Origin of the sequence: Azospirillum brasilense, from assembly GCF_005222205.1 — a bacterium.
Lineage (GTDB): Bacteria > Pseudomonadota > Alphaproteobacteria > Azospirillales > Azospirillaceae > Azospirillum > Azospirillum brasilense_G.
In genome coordinates, this window is record NZ_CP032347.1 from 353106 (window position 1) to 375350 (window position 22245).

Annotated in this window: 17 protein-coding genes; 5 read left to right on the forward strand and 12 right to left on the reverse strand. The window is 69.4% G+C overall.

Annotation, left to right across the window (positions count from 1 at the left end):
• Positions 1–4: 4 nt before the first annotated feature.
• The 8 genes from D3869_RS23820 to D3869_RS23855 all read right to left on the reverse strand — a co-directional run bounded on the left by D3869_RS23820 (position 5) and on the right by D3869_RS23855 (position 11658).
• Positions 5–2167 carry a hypothetical protein gene (locus tag D3869_RS23820; RefSeq protein ID WP_137142282.1) on the reverse strand — a complete coding sequence of 721 codons (2163 nt, stop codon included), beginning with the start codon at positions 2165–2167 and terminating at the stop codon, positions 5–7.
• Complete coding sequence (locus D3869_RS23825) at positions 2164–3465, reverse strand: glycosyltransferase family 4 protein (RefSeq protein ID WP_137142283.1); 1302 nt, start codon at positions 3463–3465, stop codon at positions 2164–2166. Before D3869_RS23825 ends, D3869_RS23820 begins: the two co-directional genes overlap by 4 nt.
• Positions 3462–4289, reverse strand: a complete 828-nt coding sequence (locus D3869_RS23830) for a class I SAM-dependent methyltransferase (protein WP_094304555.1) — start codon at positions 4287–4289, stop codon at positions 3462–3464. Before D3869_RS23830 ends, D3869_RS23825 begins: the two co-directional genes overlap by 4 nt.
• Before the next feature lie 4 nt (positions 4290–4293).
• Positions 4294–6645: a glycosyltransferase family 2 protein gene (locus D3869_RS23835; RefSeq protein ID WP_137142284.1), complete on the reverse strand. Its 2352-nt coding sequence runs from the start codon at positions 6643–6645 to the stop codon at positions 4294–4296.
• A gap of 74 nt (positions 6646–6719) precedes the next feature.
• Complete coding sequence (locus D3869_RS23840) at positions 6720–7541, reverse strand: calcium-binding protein (RefSeq protein WP_137142285.1); 822 nt, start codon at positions 7539–7541, stop codon at positions 6720–6722.
• A 735-nt stretch (positions 7542–8276) separates the two neighbouring features.
• The gene (locus D3869_RS23845; RefSeq protein ID WP_137142286.1) at positions 8277–8492 is read right to left on the reverse strand and encodes a hypothetical protein; all 216 of its coding nucleotides are present in this window, start codon (positions 8490–8492) and stop codon (positions 8277–8279) included.
• A 74-nt stretch (positions 8493–8566) separates the two neighbouring features.
• The gene (locus tag D3869_RS23850) at positions 8567–9940 is read right to left on the reverse strand and encodes an HlyD family type I secretion periplasmic adaptor subunit (protein ID WP_137142287.1); all 1374 of its coding nucleotides are present in this window, start codon (positions 9938–9940) and stop codon (positions 8567–8569) included.
• Positions 9937–11658, reverse strand: a complete 1722-nt coding sequence (locus tag D3869_RS23855) for a type I secretion system permease/ATPase (protein ID WP_137142288.1) — start codon at positions 11656–11658, stop codon at positions 9937–9939. Before D3869_RS23855 ends, D3869_RS23850 begins: the two co-directional genes overlap by 4 nt.
• A gap of 500 nt (positions 11659–12158) precedes the next feature.
• Between D3869_RS23855 and galE the strand changes: the two genes are divergently transcribed.
• Genes galE through D3869_RS23875 form a run of 3 tightly spaced genes read left to right on the forward strand, consistent with a single transcriptional unit; the run spans position 12159 to position 14958 of the window.
• Entirely contained in the window at positions 12159–13178 is a 1020-nt protein-coding gene (galE, locus tag D3869_RS23865) for a UDP-glucose 4-epimerase GalE (RefSeq protein ID WP_137142290.1), read from the forward strand.
• 14 nt (positions 13179–13192) lie between these two features.
• The gene (locus D3869_RS23870; RefSeq protein WP_137142291.1) at positions 13193–13729 is read left to right on the forward strand and encodes a MarR family winged helix-turn-helix transcriptional regulator; all 537 of its coding nucleotides are present in this window, start codon (positions 13193–13195) and stop codon (positions 13727–13729) included.
• A gap of 50 nt (positions 13730–13779) precedes the next feature.
• Positions 13780–14958, forward strand: coding sequence for a DUF2336 domain-containing protein (locus D3869_RS23875; protein WP_137142292.1), 1179 nt, complete (start codon positions 13780–13782; stop codon positions 14956–14958).
• 139 nt (positions 14959–15097) lie between these two features.
• Here D3869_RS23875 and D3869_RS23880 read toward each other — a convergent pair whose 3' ends face one another.
• The 3 genes from D3869_RS23880 to D3869_RS23890 form a co-directional block, all read right to left on the reverse strand.
• Positions 15098–15661 carry a TetR/AcrR family transcriptional regulator gene (locus D3869_RS23880; protein WP_137142293.1) on the reverse strand — a complete coding sequence of 188 codons (564 nt, stop codon included), beginning with the start codon at positions 15659–15661 and terminating at the stop codon, positions 15098–15100.
• Positions 15662–15785: 124 nt separating this feature from the next.
• Positions 15786–17342, reverse strand: a complete 1557-nt coding sequence (locus D3869_RS23885) for a malonate--CoA ligase (protein WP_137142294.1) — start codon at positions 17340–17342, stop codon at positions 15786–15788.
• Positions 17343–17433: 91 nt separating this feature from the next.
• Positions 17434–18129 (reverse strand): GntR family transcriptional regulator, encoded by a 696-nt coding sequence (locus D3869_RS23890; RefSeq protein ID WP_137142295.1) that lies wholly within the window; start codon positions 18127–18129, stop codon positions 17434–17436.
• Between the two features lie 161 nt (positions 18130–18290).
• Between D3869_RS23890 and D3869_RS23895 the strand changes: the two genes are divergently transcribed.
• Together D3869_RS23895 and mmsB are read left to right on the forward strand one after the other, a co-directional pair.
• Positions 18291–19430 carry an isobutyryl-CoA dehydrogenase gene (locus D3869_RS23895; protein ID WP_137142296.1) on the forward strand — a complete coding sequence of 380 codons (1140 nt, stop codon included), beginning with the start codon at positions 18291–18293 and terminating at the stop codon, positions 19428–19430.
• A gap of 31 nt (positions 19431–19461) precedes the next feature.
• Complete coding sequence (gene mmsB, locus D3869_RS23900; protein WP_094304576.1) at positions 19462–20352, forward strand: 3-hydroxyisobutyrate dehydrogenase; 891 nt, start codon at positions 19462–19464, stop codon at positions 20350–20352.
• A gap of 110 nt (positions 20353–20462) precedes the next feature.
• Here mmsB and D3869_RS23905 read toward each other — a convergent pair whose 3' ends face one another.
• Complete coding sequence (locus tag D3869_RS23905; protein ID WP_137142297.1) at positions 20463–22121, reverse strand: AMP-binding protein; 1659 nt, start codon at positions 22119–22121, stop codon at positions 20463–20465.
• Positions 22122–22245 lie beyond the last annotated feature (124 nt).

Below are 22245 nucleotides of genomic sequence, written 5' to 3' on the forward strand. Positions count from 1 at the left end.
GGTCTCAGGCGGCGGCGCGGGCGGACCAGATGTCCTCGAAGCTCCAGCGGTCCACCATGGCGCCGGCGCGGCGCCAGCGGTCGGCATGCGCGTCGCGCGGCTGCTCGTCCAGCGCCACCAGGGTGACGCGGGGCAGCCAGACGCAGGCCCCGCCCAGCGCGCGCAGGCGCAGGCAGAGGTCCAGCCCCTTGTGGTCGGCCCCCATGTAGGAGCCCATGGTCGCCAGCGCGCGGACCAGCGCGTCCTTGGGCAGCAGCGCGCATTCCGGGGCGGCGGCGTCCACCGTCGCCGCGTCCTGCTCCTTCAGCCAGTCGCGCGGGTAGCCGGCGAAGCGGCGCTCGAAGGTCTTGGCGCCGTCCGAACCCTCCACCGCCATGATGCCGGCGAAGCGGATCGAATGGTCCTCGTAGAGCAGCGTCGGGCTGACCATCACCGGCCCGCCGGACTTGCGCGACACCCGCTCCAGCGCCGACAGCCAGCCCTTCTCGGTCGGCAGGACGGAGGGGGAGAGCGTCAGCACCCGCTCGCCGCGGGCGTGGGGCAGGGCGGCGGCCATCGCCTCGAACGCGTCGGTGGCGTCGGGAGCGGCGACGAAGGTGACGGCCATGCGGTAGAAGGCGGCGGCCTGACGGACCGCACCGCCCAGCCGCTCATGCGTGCCGGCGGCGGCGACCACCAGCAGTTCGGTCTCGGCGAAGTCCGGGTCGATGGCGAGGCGGGCGATGTTGAGGTCCACATCCTCCCGCGCGTCGGTCACCGGCAGGATCACCGAGACGCGCGGCGCCTTGACCGGACGGCCCATCGGGTGCACGCCCGCCGACGGCGCGGCACCGGAGCGGGCGCGGGCGGTGCGCAGCATCGGGCCGACATGGCGCGCGATCAGCGTGTCGATGGACGGGCTGTCGAGATTGACCAGCGACAGCATGCGGCGCAGCGCTTCCGGAGCCGGGGGCAGGCAGCTCAGCGGCAGGAAGGCGAAGCGGTCGTCGGCCAGTTCCAGTTCCAGATGGAACTCGGCGCCCGGGGGCAGGCCCGACGGCTCGGCGGCGAAAGCGGTGAAGCCGTGCTGGTCCTGGCCGGGGATCATGCGCCCGGCGAACAGACCGTCATGCTGGAAGGCTTCCGTCACGTCGCGGCGGGCCAGCCGCGACCAGCCCTCGTCGAGCCGGACGGCGACGCCGGGCCCCTTCAGCGTGACGGCGCGGACCTGCCGCGTCGGGTCGAGCAGCCAGCCGGCGACGAACAGCCCGGCCCCCGGCACGCGCAACGCCATGTCCAGCCCGGTCCGCACCGGGATGTCGAGCCGCGACACCGTTTCCGCACCGTCGTAGCGCGACGCGGCGATGCGCGTCATCCGCTGGCGCGTTTCGGCGTCCTGGATGTTGCCCAGCATGTCGCGCACATGGGCGGAGGCCACGCCGTCGGGCAGGATGGTGCGGTGCTCGAAGATCTCCAGGTGGCGCCAGCCCTCGGCGGCGCGGTAGTGGATTCGGCGGATGGCGGTGGGAAGCGGGGTCTGGTCGGTCAGCACCGCCATCACGCCCGACGCCTCCGGCGGCAGGTCGGGACGGGCGAAGGCCCCGGCGGTGGCGCGGTAGGCTGCGGTCTCCTCCGCCTCGATCAGGATCTTCTGGGCGCCGTTGCGGAAGCTGCGCGCCCAGCCCTGGAGCATCAGGCTGCCGTCGCGGAAGCGTCCGAACACCTCGGCGAAGCCGTCCGGCTGAGACACCTCCTGGGCGAGGCCCGAGAGCAGGCGGCCGATGCGGTCGGAGTCACTGTCCGAAGACGCGGCCAGCTGGATCGCGAAATCCAGCGCCACGGCCAGCGCGCCGGGCTGGAAGCCCTTCAGCGCCGAGACGAGGTGCGACGGGTTGGTGCGGACGTTGGACAGGCGCGGCAGGACGAGGCGTTCCCCCTTCTCGTCCGCCAGCTCGACGCGCGACGGGCGCATCTGCGCCAGCCCCGGCACGCGGATGCCGCCAAGGAACCAGCGCTCGCCCTCGGCGTCGGCCCAGGAGCGTCCGGCGTAGCGGCCCTCCACCGACCCGTCGAGATGAACGGCGCCCTGCGCGGGCAGCGCCCGGTCAATGGCGCCGAACAGGACGAGCGTGTCGTCGTCAAGAAGAATGGCCGCCGTGATGTCGGCCTTGGTGATCGGTTCCTTCATCCCGCAATGCTCCCCGCGATCGAGCCCTGCCCATGCGATCCCCCCGGACCGTTCATTATGTCGTCATAGAGAATGACGTGTTGTTCGGCGGCCTCTTCGGTCGTCGGGACCGCCGGCATGTTGGAGACGAGCCGGTCCCACAGGCCCGGCTCGGTCATCGCGCGCGTCATCACGCGCGCCAGATCCGCGGCGTCCCCCGCCCGGAAATGCAGCCCGTCCACCCCGTCGGTCACCGATTCCGCCATGCCGCCGATGCCGCTGCAGATGACCGGACGGCGGTGCTGGAAGGCTTCGCGGATGACCAGCGGGGCGTTCTCCCACCAGATTGACGGCATCACCACCCAGTCGGCGGCGGCCATCAGCTCGGGCATCTCCTCGCGCCGGTAGGGGCCGTGGCGGACGGCGGTGCCGCGGGCGTTCTTGAAGCCCTGCTCGACCTTGTCCTTGAAGGCGTCGGTCTGGAACGGCGCGCCGCCATGGACGGCCAGCGTCAGGTCCTGCCCCTGCTTCTCCAGCCGGGCGGCGGCGTCCAGCGCGACGGTGATCCCCTTGAAGGGATTCAGGTTTCCGAAGTAGGCGAAGGCGTTGCGCGGCGCGCCCGCGGGCAGCGGCCGGTGCGGCGCCGGGCGGACCGCCGGGCGCCCGTTCTCCATGACGGAGATGCTGTCCGGGTCGATGCCCCAGGCGATGTAGCGGTCGCGCAGGAAGGCGCTGGGCGCCAGGAAATGGTCGACCAGCCCGAACATCGCCTTGATATGCTTCTCGCGCAGCACGAACTGGTCGGCCGGCCGGTCGGGGAAGCAGCGGTGGCAGGCGTCGGGCGAGGCCATGCGGCACAGCGCATGACTTCCGGTCGTCACCATCTGCCCGTCGTTGGCGCAGATCGGGTAGTAGTCGTGCAGCGTGTAGACGATCCGTGCCCGCGGGCAGACGCGGCGGATCAGGAACAGCATCTCCACGCCCAGCAGCAGCGTGTGGTGGATGTGCACGATGTCCGGCTGGAAGGCGCGCAGCAGGTTCGACAGGTCCGGCACGATGCCGTGCAGGTCGATCTGGCTCTGGAAGAAGTGATCGAAATGCCCGGCCCACAGCACCACCTCGTCGGCGCTGCGGCCGAGCGTCTGGAGGTTGGTGCCGGGCTTGCGGTCGCGGTGGACGCCGTTGGTGCAGGCGAGGAACAGGGCTTCGGCCCCCTTGGCCTTCAGGCTGCCGAACAGCTCGTGCGCGAAGATCTCCGTGCCGCCGGGGTGCAGGCTCGGGTGGTTGTGGGCGACGACGAGGACGCGGGGCAGGCTCATCGCGCGCCCTCCTTTTCCAGAACCAGGAGATCCTGGAAGTTCTCGGCGTTGCGCTGCCCGCTCCAATGGCCGCGCAGGACCGGGCGCGCCGGGCGCAGCCCCTGTTCCGCGAAGGTGCCGAGCAGGAAGGATTCGCTGTAGGCGACGGCGGCGTTGGGGTTGGCCTCGTCGGCGATGAACTCCGGCCCGGCGGCCTCGAGGAAGGCCGGGCGGGCGGTCTTCTTCGCGATGCCGTCCCGCGCGCGGGCGTCCACCAGGAACAGGCTGAGGAAGCAGCGCCCGCCCGGCTTCAGCACGCGGGCGATCTCCGCCGCGTAGCGCACGGTCTCCGCCGTCCGCAGATGGGTGATGACCGAGGTCAGGATCACGAAGTCGTGCCCGCCATCCGGGAAGGGCAGGCGGGTCTGCGCCGCGTCCTCCGCCCCGCCGGGGTTGTAGAGCGCGTTCGCCACGTCGAGCGTCCGGAATCGGAACTCCGGATAGGCCGGGGTGATCGTCTCGGCGCACCAGCGGATGCCGTCCTCGACGATGTCCACGCCGTCGTAGCTGGAGTCGAGATACTGGGTCAGCGGCACGGCCATGCGCCCGATGCCGCAGCCGATCTCCAGCACGCGGTGCTTCGGCTTCAGCCCGCCGACGCGGACGAAGTGGCGCAGGAACTCCGCCCCGATGGCCCGGAAATCGCCGTCGCCGATGAACACGCGGTCCGGCGGCGGCACGGGCAGGAAGCGGTTGCGGGCGATCTGCGCGCACAGCCATTCCAGCCGCGGGTCGGTGTTGCGGCGCAGGACGGCGAGGCGGCGCCCGGTGAGGATCTCGTTCATCAGGTCAGCTCCGGTTCCGGTTCGCGCGCCCGAACAGGCGGGATTTGCCCGGAACGGCAACGGGAAGGGCGGTGTCCGTGGGAACGCCCGCCGACAGGGGGCGCATCAGGCTGTCCTCCAGCGCGGGCGGCGGTGGCGACGCGTTCCAGTCGCGGGCGGCCAGCTCCTCCATCATCGCGGCCCAGCGGCGGGCGTGGAGCCAGCCGTTGTATTCGGAGGCGACGCCGCGGGTGTAGCCCTGGTGCCGGCTGATCGAGCGGCGCTCCAGATGGTACAGCTCGACCGAGGGGACGTAGCGGATGTCCAGCCCGGCCTTGCGGATGCGCAGGCAGAGGTCGGAGTCCTCGTAATCGCCGATGACGTAGTCCTCGCAGAAGCCGCCCACGGCGTCGAAGGTCTCGCGGGTCATCATCAGGCAGGCGCCGGTCACGCCGGGCACGCTGCGCTCCCGCCGGGCGGGCAGGAAGTCGCGCGGCAGGCCCTTGAAGAAGTGATGGTTGTACCAGCGCCCACGGACGTCGCGGTCGAAGTACAGCCCGGCGTGCTGCAGGCTGTCGTCGTCGAACAGCAGCTTCGGCCCGACCGCCCCGGTCCCCGGCGCGCGCTCCAGCGCGGCGAGCAGGACGGGCAGCCAGCCGGGCTGGTCAGGGATCACGTCGGAATTCAGGAACAGCAGGGTGCGTCCGGTGGAGGCTGCGACGCCCGTGTTGTTGGCCGCCGAGTAGCCGTAGTTGGCCGGCTGCACCAGCACCCGCATCGGCAGGCCGTAAAGCGCGTGGAAGCCGTGCAGCATGTGCACCAGCTCGTCGCGCTGCTCCGGGCTGTCGAGCACGAAGATCAGCTCCGCCCCGGCCATGCCGGGATCGGTGGCGAAGCTGGAGAGCTGGAAGCGCAGGAACTCCAGCGCCTTGTAGAGCGGGATGATGACCGAGACGGCGGGCGTCTCCGGGATGCGCCCGAAGCTGACGGTTTCCGGCTCGCCGCGGCTGGCCATGTGGGCGGCGTGGAGCGGTGCCACGGCCGGGGCGATCACGGTTTCCAGAACCAGCGGGGTCGCGTGCTGCGGCGGCAGGCTGCCGAGCACCGCGGCGCGGGCGTCGGCGGGCGACAGCGGGCGCAGCGGCGGCACCAGCCGGATCGACCCGCCAGAGCCGAGGCGAAGCTCCGCATGGACCTGAAGCGCCGCGGCAGGCTCGGGCGCGCCGGGCAGGTAGGCGACGAAGCCGCTGCGGTCGGTGGACGGGGCGGTGCCGAACAGCTTCGCCACGTCCTCGCGCGGGAAGCGGTGTTCCAGCACCTCCAGCCGGCGCTCGCCGCCGAAGGGCGTGTGCACGGTGAGGCCGCCGGACAAGCCGTGCGGATCGTGCACCCAGCCGGCCAGGAACAGCCCGCCGTCACCGGTCGGAACGGCAAGGTCGAGGGCGGCGCCGATGGAGCGCTTGGCGTCGGCGACCTGCCGCTTGGGCAGCGGGGCGAGCACCTGAAGCTCGCGCACTGCCGCTGCGGCCGTGGCGTCCGACCGTCCGCGCTGGGCGAGCGCGTTCAGAATGTACTGGCGCAGCTCCAGCGGCGTGTCGCGTCGCGTGGACAGCCGCTCGGTCAGGCTCGGCAGGTTGGGCGCCACGGCCGAGAAGGCGCGGCAGGCCAGCCCGTTGCGGCCGAGAACCACCAGCAGGTTGCCCGGCGCGCACAGCGCCTTGTCGACCAGCAGCGACATGGCGGCGCGCCCGCGCCGGTCCAGCGCGGAGCCGATGCAGACGTCGAAGGGAGAGGGGCCGACGGCGCCCATGGTGATGATGACCGCCCCCGTCACCTCGCCGAAACCCGACGACAGCGACCCGCCACAGAGCAGAAGCTCGTCGGTCGCCAGGGCGCGGGCGATGATTGGGGAGGGGGTGGGCGACAGCTCCAGCACCATGCGGCGGCACACCGCGGCGAAGCCGGCGTCGCTGCGCAGCGCCGGGGTGGAGCGCGCGAAATCGAAGAGGAAGCGGACCACGCGCAGCCGGGAGGGCGCGTCGAGGCTGCCGAGCAGGAAGGCTGGGTCGGGGTCGGGAACCTGCGGTTCGGCCAGGACCTCCGCGACGACGCGGCTCTGGGCCACGAAACGGACGGGCGCACCGGAGGTCCGGGGCGCCCGCAGGATCGACAGCACCCGCTGCCCACCCCAGCTCGTCCGCACGGACAAGGTGGTGTAGGGGGGCCGGACCTCCTCGCCGTCGAGGGTGGGAACGACCCGGCCGGAGGGCTCCGGTCCGTCGCTCTCCCACGAGGCGAGCACGAAGTCGTCGCCGAGCGCATGGAGCTGGGCGGACGCGATGGAGGCGGAGGCCGGCAGGACGGCGAGCACGGTCATGCGTTCCTTAGCCGGACCCATCGGCGGCGTGAATGCAGCACGCCGCCGGTCCGGTTCCTGGGTGGATTACGTCTTTAGTGAATGACGAAGAAGTCGTTCGGGTTGTTGTGAACTTCGTCGGCCGAAACGCCCTTCAGCATGATGCTGTCGCCGTTGCCGAGATCGATGACGGCGTTGCCACCCATGTCGGTGACGCGGGCCGCCAGATCGGAGGCGTCGTTGATCTCCAGACCGTTGATGTTGCGCTCGATCTGGAGGACGTCTTCGCCGGCGCGGAAGTCGAGAACGACGTCCTGGCCGCCGCCGCCGGAGAAGACGAAGATGTCGTTGCCGGCGCCACCCACCAGGATGTCGTTGCCCGCACCACCGTCCAGGATGTCGTTGCCGTCACCGCCGGACAGGTAGTCGTCGCCCTCGCCACCCTTCAGGATGTCGTCGCCGGTGCCGCCCATCAGGATGTCGTTGCCCGCACCGCCGTCCAGGTAATCGTTGTGGCCACCGCCCGTCAGGACGTCGTCGCCGTTGCCGCCGCGCAGAATATCGGCGCCGTCGCCGCCGTTCAGGACGTCGTCGCCGTTGCCGCCGTCGAGGATGTCGTTGCCGCGGCCACCGATCAGCACGTCGTCGCCGTTGCCGCCGGACAGGTAATCGTCGCCGTCCCCGCCATCCAGCGTGTCGTTGCCGTTGCCGCCGTCCAGGACGTCGGCTCCGCTGCCGCCGCTCAGCAGGTCGTCGCCGTTCCCGCCGAACAGGGCGTCGCGCCCGTCGCCGCCCAGGACCGTGTCGGCGCCGTTGCCACCCATCAGGATGTCGTCACCGTTGCCGCCGTTGATGAAGTCGCTGCCGTTGGTGCCGGTGATGATGTCGTCATAGTTGCCGCCAGGAAGGGTGGCCATGAATCATACTCCTTAACGATGGGATTCGGTGGGGTGGGGGATTTCCTACCCCGAAATGGCGAGGTACCTCTTAGCCTTTACCCAAATACCGTTCGGCATGGCTGTGACAAACATAAGGTCAAACCCAGGCAAATCTTGAGTTCGAAGAGTCAAAACACAATAATCATCAACGTTCATTACGTCATTCCTGCCACCTTGGCTTCAAAGCCCTTCGAAAATCTAAACATCTAATTTTGGACGTTGCGCTTGGTGAGGGTTTTTAAGCTCTCAATTCAAGGCGAAGACTCATGGTTAATGGAAGATTTTGAATTGTTCGCACATAATACTTTCAAAGTTGCCGGGAAGGGGTTTTGTCGAATTTCGGCGAAATTCCTGGAAATGACCCGCAAGTCCTATGCGTTTGGCTTAGGATTATGCCGTTGATCATTGCCCTTTGGTGGCGCTGCCCAATGCTGCGGCGCATTCAAAACCACCGCTTTTTCAAAAATCCGAGCAAGAGAACCGGGACTTTTAAAAGCCGGAATTTGAAAGCGGCGGCTTCACCGTATGGCGTGGTTGGGGCGACGGGCGTCCGGAAAACACGCCTCCGGACCGCCCGGCGAGGCCTTTCATCCGGCCCAGGCCGTTCCGGCGGCCTGCCGCTGTCGGGCTGAAGGCCGCCGAAGGGCTGTCACCAATGCCCTTGGGAGGGGGCAAAATTTTTGTGTTGCGCCTCGGTCCGGCGTCTGGTCCGGGTCAGATTTTTCCCGCTTCCGCTGTGTCCAGGGCGACCCGCGCCAACTGCATCAGCTTCTCGTCGACCGCCGCCCGGTCATAGCCGGGGCTGTCGGCCAGCGAATCGCGCAGACGCATGGCGATGAACTCGCCGGTGTGGTGCTTGTCGTAGAGATGAACGTCGCCGATGGCGTCGGCGACGCGCTTCAGGGTGTTCCGGTCCCACTGTGTGGTCATGCTCGCACGCTCCTTTTCTTGCCTGCTGGGCAACGTGGGAGCGTGCGAAATGATCCGGTGCGGGGGCGCCGCGGTCAGTTCTCGCGGAAGGCGCGGTTCATGCCGTCGGTCAGCGGCGTCAGGAAATACTCGATGGCCTTGCGGGTGTGCCCGTGGATCATCACCTCGGTCGGCATGCCGGGATGCAGGTCCACGTTGGGCAGGGCCTTCAGCGCCGCGGCGTCCAGGCTGATCCGGGCGAGGAAATAGGCCTGCCCGGTGCGCTCGTCCTCGAGCTGGTCGGCGGAGAGGGTCAGCACCTTCCCCTGGACCGGCGGCACCAGCCGCTGGCGGTAGCCGACCAGCCGCACCATGGAGCTGCCGCCCACGTCGATGTTCTGCACGTCGGCGGGGGCGACGCGGGCCTCGACGATCAGCCCGTCGTCCTGCGGGACGATGTCGAGGATGCCCTGGCCCGCCGGGATGACGCCGCCCGGCGTGTAGAAGCGCAGGTTGGTGACCCGGCCCGCCTGGGGGGCGACGAGTTCCTGGCGCTTCAGCACGTCGCCGGCGCTGCGCAACCGCTCCGACAGGTCGGAGACGGTGGCCTGGATGGTCTGAAGCTCGTTCCCGACCTCCGACCGGCGGTTGTTGCCGAGGTTGATGATCTCCAGCTCCGCCGCGGCGATGCCCTGCTCGGCCTTCGACTTGTCGGCCTGGATCTCGCCCAGCCGGCCCTTGGTGTCGGCGACGTTGCGCTGAAGCTCCAGCATGCGCGGCTTGCGCTCGTAACCCTTGGCGAGCAACGTCTCGACGATCCGCAGCTCGTCCTGGGTGTAGCGCAGACGGTCGTTGGCGGCGACGCGCTGCGAATCGAGCGCCACCAGCTCGTCGCGGAGCTGGCCGATGCGCTTGCGCTGGATGGAGATCTGCCCCTCATAGGCGTCGCGCCGCGATTCGAACAGGCGCTGTTCGGCGGCCAGCGCCTCGGCAGCGACGGAACTGGTCTTGGCGGCGGCCACCAGCTCGTCGGCGTAGACCGGAGCCTTGGCGTCGGTCTGCTCGGCGCGCAGCCGGGCCAGCCGGGCCAGCGAGGTCCAGTACTGCCCGTGAAGCTGGGCGACCACCGCGCCGCTCTGCGTGGTGTCGAGCCGCAGCAGGACCTGCCCGGCCGTCACCATGTCGCCGTCCTTGACCAGCAGTTCGCTGAGGATGCCGCCCTCCAGGTGGGAGACGGTCTTGCGGTGGCTTTCCACCATGATGGTGCCGGGCGCGATGGCCGCGCTGTCCAGGCTGGCGGTGAAGGCCCAGCCGAAGAAGCCGCCGAAGCCGATGGCGACGGCCAGCGCCCCCGCCAGCGCCGTGCCGCGCAGAGTCGGTTCCTGCGGCGTCACGTCGATGACCGGCGACCATGCGGCGGTGAGGGGGGATGGCGCGTTCGCGGGCTGGGAAAGCGTCGTGTCGGTCATGCGGATTCTCCCGTCCGGACCAGCCGGGCCACCTTCACGGCGCCGCCGGGCTGGACCATCTTCAGCACGTCGGTGCGCTCGCCGAAATGCTCGACCATGCCGTCCTTGAGGACGAGCAGCTTGTCGGCGACCGACACGATGGAGGGGCGGTGGGCGACCATCACGATGGTGGCGCCGTCGCGCCGCGCGTGGTTGATCGCGGTCAGCAGCGCCTGCTCGCCCTCATGGTCGAGGTTGGAGTTGGGCTCGTCCAGCACGATCAGGCGGGGCTTGCCGAACAGGGCGCGGGCCAGCGCGATGCGCTGCCGCTGCCCGCCGGACAGGGCGAAGGCGTTCTCGCCGACCGGCGTGTCGTAGCCGAAGGGCAGGCGCCCGATCATGTCGTGGACGCCGGCGAGCCGGGCGGCGCGCACGATCTCGGCCGGGTCGGCCTGGGCCATGCGGGCGATGTTCTCGCCGATGGTGCCGTCGAGCAGCGCCACCGACTGCGGCACATAGCCGACATACTGGCCGAAGCTCTCGCGCTCCCACAGGAAGGTGCTGGTGCCGTCGAGGTAGATGCCGCCGGCGGTGGGTTCCCAGATGCCGACGAGCAGGCGGGCGAGCGTCGATTTGCCGGCCCCCGACGGGCCGATGATGCCCAGCACCTCTCCCGGCTCCAGCGCGAAGGAGACGCCGCGCAGCACCGGGCGCTGCAGGCCCTTCGGCACATGGCTGACGCGGTCGACGGTCAGGCGACCGTCGGGGCGGGGCAGCGGCATGGTGCTGCGCCGCGCGCCCTCGCCGTTCAGAAGCTCGCGGATGCGCTTGTGGGCGGTCTGGGCGACGATCCACTGCCGCCAGTTCTCCACCAGATGCTCGAAGGGCTGGAGCAGGCGCGCCATGATGATGCCGGTGGCGATCATGCTGCCCGGCGACGCCTCGTTCCGGATGACCAGGGCGGCGCCAGCGGAGATGGTGGCGATCTGCAGGATCAGCCGCAGCGAGCGGGAGGCGGACGCCATGCCGCGCGACAGCACGACGCCCCGGTCGATCAGCGAGGCGGAGCCGATCTGCGCCATCTGCCAGCGCCGGGCCAGCGGCGGCAGCATGCCCATGGCCTCGATGGCCTCGGCGTGGCGGACGGTGCTGGCGACGTCGGCGAAGACCTTGGCCGAGGCCTCGTTCGCGTCGGCGATGGGGCGGCGGGTCAGCGCGTCGGTCAGCGCGTTCATGGTCAGCAGCAACAGCGCCGACCCCACCGCGATCCAGCCGTAGATCGGGTGCAGGATGAACAGGATGACCAGGAAGATCGGCGTCCACAGCAGGTCCAGCGGCACCACCACGGCGTTGCTGGTCATGAAGTTCCGCAGGTCGTTCAGGTCGCGCATCGTCTGGCCGGCGTTGCGCGTCCCGCCGCCCAGCGCGTCGACGATGGCCGCCTGCAGCGCCGGCACGTTGAAGCGGTGCGCGATGACCGCTCCGCAGACCAGGAAGGCGCGCGCCCGGATGAAGTCCAGAACGCCATACAGCACAAGCCCGCCCACGGAGATCACCGCGAGCATGGTCAACGTTTCCAGGCTGCGGCTGCTCATCACGCGGTCGTAGACCTGCATGGTGTAGAGCGGCACCACCAGCATCAGGATGTTGACGAAGAAGGTGAGGGCGCCGGCCAGCAGCAGGCCGCGTCCGATCTTCCGGTAGGCTTGGGTCAGCAGGGTCCGATCCATACCGCTCATGCCGATTCCTTTTCTTGCGTCCTGCGTTCCGGCCGCGTTCCGGAGTCCCGCGTTCTCAGTTTTTGGGGCGGGCCATGAAGCCGGTCATGCAAAGGGCTTCATGGTTAACGAAATGTTGAGGCGCGGCCGTTCCGCGTGAACTCCTTTTGAGACGAAGTCTGGACAAAGGCCGCCCATCGCGGGGAGCGTGCCGCGCGCCATTTCCGCTTACGTCCGGCGCTGCGCTGCGGCGTGTGACAAGTTTGAGCCCTTACCCCGTCCGGCGCGCATCGAAAGAGGTATTTGCAGCGCTGTAAAATGTTGTTCCGCAACATTTTTCCGATCAGCGCGCGAGCATTTCCCGACGTCCGTGTCTCTTTTTCGTCAACTGGCCTTCCGTCTGAATTGACGGCATGGTGCATCGCGGAACTCTTGCACTTGCCACCGGGGGATGTACGATCCTTTGATGCCGGCGGGTGCCTGGACTGACGAATATTTCTCAAATCCAAGGAATATTTACGATGAACACGCCCCAGACCGTACTCGTGACCGGCGGTGCCGGCTATGTCGGCAGTCACTGCGTGGCCGAACTGCTCGACCGCGGCTTCCGGGTCGTCGTGCTCGACAACCTGCGCCAGGGCCACCGCGCCGCCGTGCCGTCCGACGCCGCCTTCGTGGAGGCCGACCTTGCCGACACGGACGCGCTGACCCGCGTCTTCGCCGAATGGCGCTTCGACGCGGTGCTCCATTTCGCCGCGCTGTCGCTGGTCGGTGAATCGATGCGCGACCCGCATCTCTATCTGCACGGCAACACGGTCAACTCGCTGAACCTGATCCGCGCGGCGACCACCGCCGGCGTGCGCAAGATGGTCTTCTCCTCGACCGCCAACCTGTTCGGCACGCCGGAGCGCCTGCCGATCGACGAGGAAACCACCATCGACCCCGGCAGCCCCTACGGCGAATCCAAGTTCTTCATCGAGCGCGCGCTGCATTGGGCGGATCGCTGCCATGGTCTGCGCTCCGCCTGCCTGCGCTACTTCAACGCCGCCGGCGCGCACCCGAACGGGATCATCGGCGAGGATCATGACCCGGAAACCCACCTGATCCCGCTGGTGCTCGACGCGGCCAGCGGCCGACGCTCCCACATCGAAATCTTCGGCGACGACTACCCGACGGCGGACGGCACCTGCGTGCGCGACTACATCCATGTCTGCGACCTCGCCGACGCGCATCTGCGGGTGCTGTCGTCGCTGGAGACGCGCAGCGTCCGGTACAATCTGGGCAACGGCACGGGCTACAGCGTCCGCCAGGTGATCGAGGCGACGGAGCGGGTCACCGGCCTGACGGTTCCGGTGAAGGTCGGGCCGCGCCGCGCCGGCGACCCGGCGGTGCTGATCGCCTCGTCGGAGCGCATCCGGGGCGAACTGGGCTGGACGCCGCGCTTCCCCGATCTGGACAGCATCATCGGCAGCGCGTGGGAATGGCGCCGCCGCCATCCGGGCGGCTACCGCGGCCCGGCCGTGGCGCAGGCCGCCGAGTGACGGAGAAACGAGGGATGAGCACGCAGCGCCGGGCGGGCGCCGAATCCAAGCCGGCCCTAGACAAGCCGGACGCCGTCGATGCGGCGGAACTGGCCGAGTATCACGGGCTCGCCCGGTTGATCGAGCGGATGCACCGCCGGTTCCTCGACGTCGTGCGGGCCGGCCTGCTGCGGCAGGGGATCGACGACATCGGGCCGGTCCAGGCGCTGATGGTGATGCTGATCGGCGACGACGAGCCGTCGGTCCGCGACCTGATGGAGCGCGGCTATTACCTGGGATCCAACGCCTCCTACAGCCTGAAGATCCTGGTCGAGGCCGGCTACATCGACCGCGGCGCCAGCCAGCGCGACCGCCGCACGGCCCGCCTGCGCCTGACCGACAAGGGGCGGACGCTGCGCGACGAGCTGTTCAAGCTGGAGCAGGTGCAGGCCTCGGCGCTGGTGCGCAACGAGGCGGAGGCGGCCGACCTGAAGGCCGCCTACCGCACGCTGCGCCGGCTCGACCGCATCTGGGGCGACATGGTTCGCTACGCCGGCCAAGGCCTCGATTGAGAGACTCGACTGAACCGCCTTATGCATCTCCCACCCGCAGGCTTCCGCACATGACCGACTCATCCCTGTCCATCCGTGACGTCGAGCGCCTGCTCGAATCCTCGTCGGCGGAGGCCCGCATCGACACGATGCAGAAGCTGGCCGGCGATCTGGAGAAAGGCGGGCTGACCGACGCCGAGCGGTCGCTGGCGCTGGAGGTGATGCACTGCTTCGCGGCCGACGCCCAGGTGGCGGTGCGCGAGGCGGTGGCCTGGCAGATCCGCAACAACGCCATGTTGACCGCGGAATTGGCCGAGCGGCTGGTGAAGGACGTGGCCCGCGTGGCCTTCCCGATCCTGCGCGACGCTGGAAGCCTCAGCGACGAGCTGCTGCTCGACGTGCTGGCCGACCCCGACGCCGGCAAGCACATGGCCGTCGCCAACCGCCACACCGTGTCGGCGCGGGTGGCCGGAGCCGTCGTCGAGACCGGCAACGTCGCGGTGGTGACCGCCCTGCTGCGCAACCCCGGCGCCGAACTGGCGGAACCGGCGCTGCACCGGGCCTTGGACCGCTTCGGCCGCGTGCGCATGGTCAGCGAGGCCGCGGCGACCCGCCCCGGCCTGCCGCTGGCCGTGGTGGAGCGGCTGGTCGCCTTCGTGTCGGACGCGGTGCGCGCCACGCTGGCCCACAGCCACGGCCTGTCCAAGGATCTGGTGGACCGGCTGGCCAACCGCGGGCGCGAGTCGGCGACGCTGCGGCTGCTCCGGCCGGCACTCCGCGGCTCGGAGGACGTGGAGGCGGTGGCCCGCTGGCTGCACGCCAACGGGCGCTTCACCGCGGCGCTGCTCTTCCGCGTGCTGTGCGCGGGCGATGTGGCGCTGTTCGCGGCGGGGCTGGGGGCGAAGGCCGGCATCCCGGCGGACAACGCCCGCAAGCTGGCCTGGGACGACGGGGCGCTGGGGCTGCGGGCGGTGTTGAAGAAGGCGTCGGTCGCGCCGGTCCTGGTGCCGCCCTTCCAGGTGGCCATCGCCACCGCCAAGCGCATGGGCTACGAAGGCAGCGACAACCGCCGCGACGATTTCCAGGCGGAGGTCATGGCCGACCTGTTCGCCGCCCTGACCCCGACGAACGAATGGGTGGTGGACGAGCTGCTGCTGCAACTGTTCGACGGCGCGTCGGACGAGGTGATCGACCGCGCGCTGGATCAGGCGGGACTGCCCTTCGCGCCGGTGCGCGGGACGGGGACGTGAGGGTGAGGTTGTTGCGACGCTTGCCCCCTCCCTGACCCTCCCCCGCTGTCGCAGGGGAGGGGATAAAACTCCCTCCCTTGCGAAGCGGGGGAGGGAAGGGGCCCGCGGCGAAGCCGTGGGAAGGGTGGGGGCAACGCGCCTACACCCCCTCCGGCACCAGCACCTTCCCGCAAATGTCCCGTGCCTTCTCGAACCGGTCCGGCGCGGCGGAGCGTGCCAGCAGCCCTTCCCCGAAGATGAAGGAATAGAACAGATACGCCCGCGCGAAGGCGTCGTCGGAGTCCAGCCCCAGGCCGACGAACAGGTCCGACACGCAGCGCAGGCGTTCGCGGTCGACCTCCGCTACGATCTCGGACGCGCGGGGGTCGCGGCGCGCCCAGTCGCGCATCGCCAGTTCGATGGCGATGCCGCGCGGGTTGCTGCTGCCGCCGTAGAGCGACAGCACATAGCGCAGACCCTCGGCCGGCGTGCGGCCGTCCAGCCGGGTCTGCGCCTTGATCGCCTCGATGCGGCCGGTCTTCCAGCCTTCCAGCATCGCCTCCACCAACTCCATCCGGTCGCGGAAGTGCCAGTAGAAGCTGCCCTTGGTCACCTTCAGCCGCTTGGCCAGAAGCTCGACCCGCACCTGCTCGACGCCGCCCTCCGCCAGGGCGGAGAAGGCGGCGGACAGCCAGGATTCGCGGTTCAGCGTCTTCGCTTCCATCGGCAACACTCCGGAGACCATACGGCAGCGTATCGATTCGCCGTTGGCCTGTCCAGAATCCGGCGGGTGGAAACAGCGCCGAACCTTATCCGGATTTGGCCGGAGAAGGAAAGCCCGGCGCGCCTCAGCGCGCCTTTGCCGCGGTGAACAGGTCCTTGTGGGCGTCGCGCAGCAGGTTCTTCTGCACCTTGCCCATGGCGTTGCGCGGCAGCTCGTCCATGAAGAAGACGCGCTTGGGCACCTTGAAGTTGGCGAGCTGCTCCTTGCAGACGGCGATCACCGCCGCCTCGTCCGGGGTGGCGCTGCCGGGCTTGCGCAGGACGACGGCGGTCACCGCCTCGCCGAAGTCGGGGTGCGGCACGCCGACCACCGCCGATTCGACCACGCCGTCGATGCCGTCGATGACCGTCTCGACCTCCTTCGGGTAGACGTTGAAGCCGCCGGAGATGATGAGGTCCTTGGCCCGCCCGACGATGTGCACATAGCCGCGCCCATCCACCTTGCCGACGTCGCCGGTGATGAAGAAGCCGTCCGGCTTGATCTCCTGCTTCGTCTTTTCGGGCATGCGCCAGTAGCCGGAGAAGACGTTCGGCCCGGCCACCTCGATGATGCCGATCGCGTCGGTGCCGAGGCTGGCACCGGTCTCCGGGTCAACGACGCGCACCGACACCTCCGGCAGCGGAAAGCCGACCGTGCCGGGGATGCGGTCGCCGTCCAGCGGGTTGGAGGTCAGCATGCCGGTCTCCGTCATGCCGTAGCGCTCCAGGATGGCGTGGCCGGTGCGGGCTGAGAACTCCTTGTGGGTGTCGGCGAGCAGCGGCGCCGAACCGGAGACGAACAGCCGCATGTGCGCCGTCGCCTCGCGCGTCAGGCCGGGATGGGCGAGCAGGCGGGTGTAGAAGGTCGGCACGCCCATCATCACCGTGGCGCGCGGCAGCAGCCCCATGACCTGCTCGGCGTCGAACTTCGGCAGGAACAGCATGGAGGAGCCGTTCAGCAGCACGCAGTTGGTCGCCACGAACAGGCCGTGCGTGTGGAAGATCGGCAGGGCGTGAAGCAGCACGTCGTCCGGCTGGAAGCCCCAGTATTTGTGCAGCGTCAGCGCGTTGGAGCCGAGGTTGCGGTGGCTCATCATCGCACCCTTCGACCGCCCGGTGGTGCCGGAGGTGTAGAGGATCGCGGCAAGATCATCAGCCTCGGCCGGGACGGTCGCGAAGTCCGTGCCCTTGCCGGCGGCCTGCTCCGGCAGCGTGCCCTCGCCATGGGTGCCGAGCGTCAGCAGATGGGAGACCTTGGCCTTGTCAGCGACCTCGCGCAGCGCGTCGGCGGATTCGGGACGGGCGACGAAGACGTGCGGCTCCGCGTCGGTCAGGAAATACTCGACCTCCGCCTTCGTGTAGGCCGGGTTCAGCGGCAGGAAGACGCCGCCCGCCCGCACGGTGGCGAGGTAAAGGATGATGTTCTCGACCGACTTCTCCACCTGCACGGCGACCCGGTCGCCCTTCTTCAGGCCGAGGTCGGCAAGCAGGTTGGCGTAGCGGCCGGTCAGCGCTTCGAGATCGCCGTAGGTGACGGTGCGGGCGTTGTCCGTGCCGGGCTCGGTCTCGGCGAAGGGGCGGCTGCGGTCCGCCGGAAAGCGGGAACGGAACAGCTCGAACAGATTGCCACCCACTTCGGACATCGTGATTCCCTCCATGCACCCGGTGATCCGGTGTCCAGGGTTTAGCACAGGCGCATGGCGTGGACCACATTTTTGTATACGGTAAGCCGGCCTATTGTATTTCGCTCCCGCCCATGATGGACACGAACTCGGTGAAGATGTCGATCTGGATGGTCACGTGCCGCCGCATGGCGGCGTAGGCGGCCTCCGGATCGCCGGCCAGGATCGCCTCGACCACGTCGTCATGCTCCGTGAAGCTGTCCTGGACGCGGTTGGGGTGGTTGAGCTGGTAGCGGCGGTAGGGGGCCAGCCGGGCGAACAGCCCCCGCGCGATCTCCTGCAGCGGCTCGTTGTGGCTGCCCGCCTGGACCGCCTCGTGGAAGGAGCGGTTGACCGCGTAATAAGCGTCCAGTTCCCGTGCCTCCATATGCGCCTTGGAGGTGTCGTGCAGGCGCTTCAAGGCCTGCTTCTCCTCCTCCGACATGCGGCGGGCGGCGAAGCGGGCGCACAGCCCCTCGATTTCCGACATCACCTCGAACATCTGCACCATGCGGTGCAGCTTCAGCGGGGCCACCACCGCCCCTTGGCGCGGCTGCTTCTCCACCAGCCCGGCGTGGACGAGCTGGAGGATCGCCTCGCGGATCGGGGTGCGGGAGATGTTGAAGCGCTGGGCGAGGCTCTCCTCGTCCAGCCGCGTTCCGGGGCGCAGCCGGCCGAGGAAAATATCCTCCTCGATGGCGAGCCGCACCTCGTCGGCGCGGGTGGCACCCTTATCGGCGATCTTGCCGGCGGCAATCCGGTCGCTCATCCCGAGCGTGTCCTCTTCCTCATCCGCGGCCTTCCGCCGCTCCAATCTCTGTATACAAGAGATGGACAGCGCGTATCCAGCATGATAGTCCTTCCACCCAACAATGAGAACCGGAGATCCGCCATGGACTCCGGGCCACTGCGGTTCTGGGGAGGATGCGCATGGATTTTGCGCTTTCAGAGGAGCAGCAGGCGTTCCGCGACACGGCGCGCGACTTCGCGCAGCAGGAAATGGCGCCGAACGCCGCGCACTGGGATGAGAACAGCGTCTTTCCCGTCGACACCCTGCGACAGGCCGCGGCGCTCGGCTTCGCCGGCATCTATGTGGGGGAGGAGTTCGGCGGCTCCGGGCTCGGGCGGCTGGACGCGGCGCTGATCTTCGAGGAGCTGTCGGCGGCCTGCCCGTCCACGGCGGCCTACATCTCCATCCACAACATGGCCTCCTGGATGATCGACCGCTTCGGCAATCCGGAGCAGCGTGAGCGCTTCCTGCCCAAGCTGACGAGCATGGAGCATTTCGCCAGCTATTGCCTGACCGAGCCGGGGGCGGGGTCCGACGCGGCCTCGCTGCGCACGCGGGCGGAGAGGGACGGCGACAACTACGTGCTGAATGGGTCGAAGGCTTTCATCTCCGGCGGCGGCACGTCGGACGTCTATGTCTGCATGGTCCGCACCGGCGAGCCCGGCCCCAAGGGCATCTCCTGCATCGTGGTGGAGAAGGGCACGCCCGGCCTGTCCTTCGGCAAGCAGGAGCACAAGCTGGGCTGGAAGAGCCAGCCGACGTCGGCGGTCATTTTCGAGGCCTGCCGCGTCCCCGTCGCCAACCGCATCGGCGAGGAGGGCGAGGGCTTCCGCATCGCCATGAAGGGGCTGGACGGGGGGCGCCTGAACATCGCCGCCTGCTCGGTCGGTGGGGCGCGCTTCTGCCTGGAGCAGGCCGTCGCCTACACCACGGAGCGCAAGCAGTTCGGCAAGCCGCTGAACGCCTTCCAGGCGCTCCAGTTCAAGCTGGCCGACATGGCGACGGAACTGGACGCCGCCCGGCTGATGCTGCACCGCGCCGCCGCCAGCCTCGACGCCGGATCGCCGGAGGCGACCGCCCATTGCGCCATGGCCAAGCGCTTCGCCACCGACGCGGGGTTCCAGGTGGTGAACGAGGCGCTGCAGCTTCACGGCGGCTACGGCTACATCAAGGAGTACCCGATCGAGCGGATTTTCCGCGACCTGCGGGTGCACCAGATTCTCGAAGGCACCAACGAAATCATGCGCGTCATCATCGCCCGCCATCTGACCGGCGGTTGATAGCGTCATTATAAAGCGAGGGGGAAACGCTATGGCGACGATCGCCTTTATCGGTCTGGGCAACATGGGTGCGCCGATGATGCGCAACCTGTTGAAGGCCGGCCACACCGTCCTGGCCTTCGACCTGTCGGAAGCCGCCTGCACCGCCGCGCGCGACGCCGGCGCCACCATCGCCACCGGTCCCGGCGCTGCGGCGGGGGAGGCCGAGGTGGTCGTGACCATGCTGCCCGCCGGCAAGCATGTGCGCGAGGTCTACACGGCACCCGACGGCATCATCGCCAAGGCCAAGCCGGGCAGCCTGTTCATCGACAGCTCCACCGTGGACGTGGACAGCGCCCGCGCCGTCGCCGCGGCGGCGGAAGCGGCGGGCCACGCCATGGTTGACGCGCCGGTGTCCGGCGGCGTCGGCGGGGCCGAGGCGGCGACTCTGACCTTCATGGTCGGCGGCAGCGACACCGCCTTCCGCCGCGCCGAACCGATCCTGTCGGCGATGGGCAAGGCCATCGTGCACACCGGCGGGCCGGGCAACGGCCAGGCCGCGAAGATCTGCAACAACATGATCCTCGGCATCTCGATGCTCGGCGTGTCGGAGGCCTTCGCGCTCGCCGAGAAGCTGGGGCTGGAGTCGCAGAAGCTGTTCGACGTGGCGTCGAAGTCGTCGGGCCAGTGCTGGTCGCTGACCAGCTATTGCCCGGTGCCGGGTCCGGTCCCGACCTCGCCGGCCAACCGCGACTACCAGCCGGGCTTCGCCGCGGCGCTGATGCTGAAGGACCTGAAGCTGGCGGTCGAGGCCGGCCAGAGCACCGGCAGCCCGCTGCCGCTGGGCGGCGAGGCCGCGCAGATGTACGCGCTGTTCTGCAACGCGGGTTTCGGCGGCAAGGACTTCTCCGGCATCGTCAATCTGCTGCGCGGGAAGCCGTAAGGGCGGTCACGGGCCCCCACCCTGACCCTCCCCCGCTTCGCAGGGGGGGACTATTTCCTCCCTCCCCTGCGAAGCGGGGGAGGGTCGGGGAGGGGGCAAGCGCCTCCCCCTCAATCCGCCTGCTGCATGACGATGGCGTCGGACGCCCGGCCGCGGAAGTGGATGTTGCCGTCGCCGTCCAGGAACGCCCAATCGCCGGTCAGGTAGTAGCGTCGGCCGTGGCGGAAGCGGGCGGCGGTGCGTCCCGGATCGTTGGCATAGGCGTCGAACCAGAAGAGCGGCGAGGACTCCACGTCGATGGCGATCTCGCCCGCGCCGCCGACCGGCGCCTCGCGGCCCTGCGGGTCGAGGATGACCACGCGGAAGCCCGGCAGGGGCCGCCCCAGCGAGGAATCCGCGGTGCGGTCGGCGTGGCCGGGGTCGTAGCGGTTCATCATGAAGATGCCGGTCTCGCGCTGCCCATACTGGTCGAGCAGGGGGACGCTGACCACCCGGTTGGCCCAGCCGATCAGTTCCGGCGGCAGGGGCTCGCCGACCACCGACAGGATGCGCAGCGCCAGCTTGTGCGGGCCGCCTTCCGGGTCGGCGCTGTGCCAGGCGCGGATCTGCGAGGGCGCGCAGGTGAGGTTGGTGACGCCGAACTTCGTCAGCATGCGGTAGCCCTGCCGCACGTCGTAGGGGCCGTCGCAGAAGATCGTGGTGCGCCCCAGCAGCAGCGGCCCGACCAGCCCGTAATAGGCGCCGTAGGCCCAGCCGGGATCGGCCATGTTCCAGTAGATGTCGTCGTCACGCAGGTCGAGGCCGATCCGCATGTACTGCTCGATCCCGGCCAGAGCCATGACGGGGAGCGAGACGCCAAGCGGCTTCGGCTCCGCTTCGGAGGTGTACATCAGCGCGAAGGCGTCGCGGTCGGCGTAGCGGGCGATGTCGGACAAGGGGGCCGATTCGTGAAGCGCCGACCAGAAGGGCACCGCGTCGGCGCCGGGACCGAAGGCCTCGTCCCCCTCCACCATCACCACGGGGCGGCTGTTGTCGCGTGGGATCTTGCGGCGCAGGAAGCCGGTGGTGACGATCGCCCGCGCCTCGCTGTCGGCCAGCCGGTAGGCGACCGCGGCGGCGGAGTAGGTGGTGAACAGCGGCATGTAGACCCCGCCGAGCCGCCAGATCGCCAGCGCGGCGATCAACAACTCCGCCCCCTTGGGCAGCAGCACCGCCACCCGGTCGCCGCGCCCGACGCCGAGTCCGCGCAGCACCGCGGCGAAGCGCGCCGAATCGCGGGCCAGCCGGGCGAAGCTCAATTCCGTCGTCTGGCCGGCCACGCTCTCGTGCAGCAGGGCGGCGCGGGCGCCGTCGGCACGGGCGTGGCGGTCGCACAGCAGGTCGGCCAGCGGAATCGCCTCGCCCTGGTAGTCGGGGCGCAGGAAGGCGGTGGGCTGAACGGTGGCCGGGCCGGGCGCCGGGGCGTCGTTTTTGCCATCGGCGCAGTAGCGGGCGGCGGCGATTCGGCCCAGCGAGTCCAGTTCCGGCCCCAGATGGTAGCGGCGGCTGCGCGGGTCCTGGTCGATGAAGCGCTCCCGCGCCAGCGCGGTCAGCAGCCGGTGCGCGGTCGCCTTGGACAGGGCGGTGTCGCTCATCAGGTCGGCCAGACGCGCGCCGTCGGCCCCGTGGGAGGCGACGGCGCGCAGCAGGGCCAGCGCGCGCTCCAGGCTTTGCGTGCCGCCGGACGCTCCGGCGGGGGCGGTTTCGGTGTCGGAATCGGGCCGGGTCATGGTGGGGTCCATATTATGGACCTTCGAGCCGGATGTCGCTCCAAAAAACATGCATACACGGAATGTCCGTGTTGAAAACGGTGCGCATCACAGGCTATAGTTCAGACGTTGCACAAAGGACGGT

Excerpts from the sequence above, each read along its gene's own strand:
- D3869_RS23820 (WP_137142282.1), bottom strand. The coding sequence starts at position 2,167 with ATGAAGGAACCGATCACCAAGGCCGACATCACGGCGGCCATTCTTCTT.
- D3869_RS23825 (WP_137142283.1), bottom strand. The coding sequence starts at position 3,465 with ATGAGCCTGCCCCGCGTCCTCGTCGTCGCCCACAACCACCCGAGCCTG.
- D3869_RS23830 (WP_094304555.1), bottom strand. The coding sequence starts at position 4,289 with ATGAACGAGATCCTCACCGGGCGCCGCCTCGCCGTCCTGCGCCGCAAC.
- D3869_RS23835 (WP_137142284.1), bottom strand. The coding sequence starts at position 6,645 with ATGACCGTGCTCGCCGTCCTGCCGGCCTCCGCCTCCATCGCGTCCGCC.
- D3869_RS23840 (WP_137142285.1), bottom strand. The coding sequence starts at position 7,541 with ATGGCCACCCTTCCTGGCGGCAACTATGACGACATCATCACCGGCACC.
- D3869_RS23845 (WP_137142286.1), bottom strand. The coding sequence starts at position 8,492 with ATGACCACACAGTGGGACCGGAACACCCTGAAGCGCGTCGCCGACGCC.
- D3869_RS23850 (WP_137142287.1), bottom strand. The coding sequence starts at position 9,940 with ATGACCGACACGACGCTTTCCCAGCCCGCGAACGCGCCATCCCCCCTC.
- D3869_RS23855 (WP_137142288.1), bottom strand. The coding sequence starts at position 11,658 with ATGAGCGGTATGGATCGGACCCTGCTGACCCAAGCCTACCGGAAGATC.
- galE (WP_137142290.1), top strand. The coding sequence starts at position 12,159 with ATGAACACGCCCCAGACCGTACTCGTGACCGGCGGTGCCGGCTATGTC.
- D3869_RS23870 (WP_137142291.1), top strand. The coding sequence starts at position 13,193 with ATGAGCACGCAGCGCCGGGCGGGCGCCGAATCCAAGCCGGCCCTAGAC.
- D3869_RS23875 (WP_137142292.1), top strand. The coding sequence starts at position 13,780 with ATGACCGACTCATCCCTGTCCATCCGTGACGTCGAGCGCCTGCTCGAA.
- D3869_RS23880 (WP_137142293.1), bottom strand. The coding sequence starts at position 15,661 with ATGGAAGCGAAGACGCTGAACCGCGAATCCTGGCTGTCCGCCGCCTTC.
- D3869_RS23885 (WP_137142294.1), bottom strand. The coding sequence starts at position 17,342 with ATGTCCGAAGTGGGTGGCAATCTGTTCGAGCTGTTCCGTTCCCGCTTT.
- D3869_RS23890 (WP_137142295.1), bottom strand. The coding sequence starts at position 18,129 with ATGAGCGACCGGATTGCCGCCGGCAAGATCGCCGATAAGGGTGCCACC.
- D3869_RS23895 (WP_137142296.1), top strand. The coding sequence starts at position 18,291 with ATGGATTTTGCGCTTTCAGAGGAGCAGCAGGCGTTCCGCGACACGGCG.
- mmsB (WP_094304576.1), top strand. The coding sequence starts at position 19,462 with ATGGCGACGATCGCCTTTATCGGTCTGGGCAACATGGGTGCGCCGATG.
- D3869_RS23905 (WP_137142297.1), bottom strand. The coding sequence starts at position 22,121 with ATGACCCGGCCCGATTCCGACACCGAAACCGCCCCCGCCGGAGCGTCC.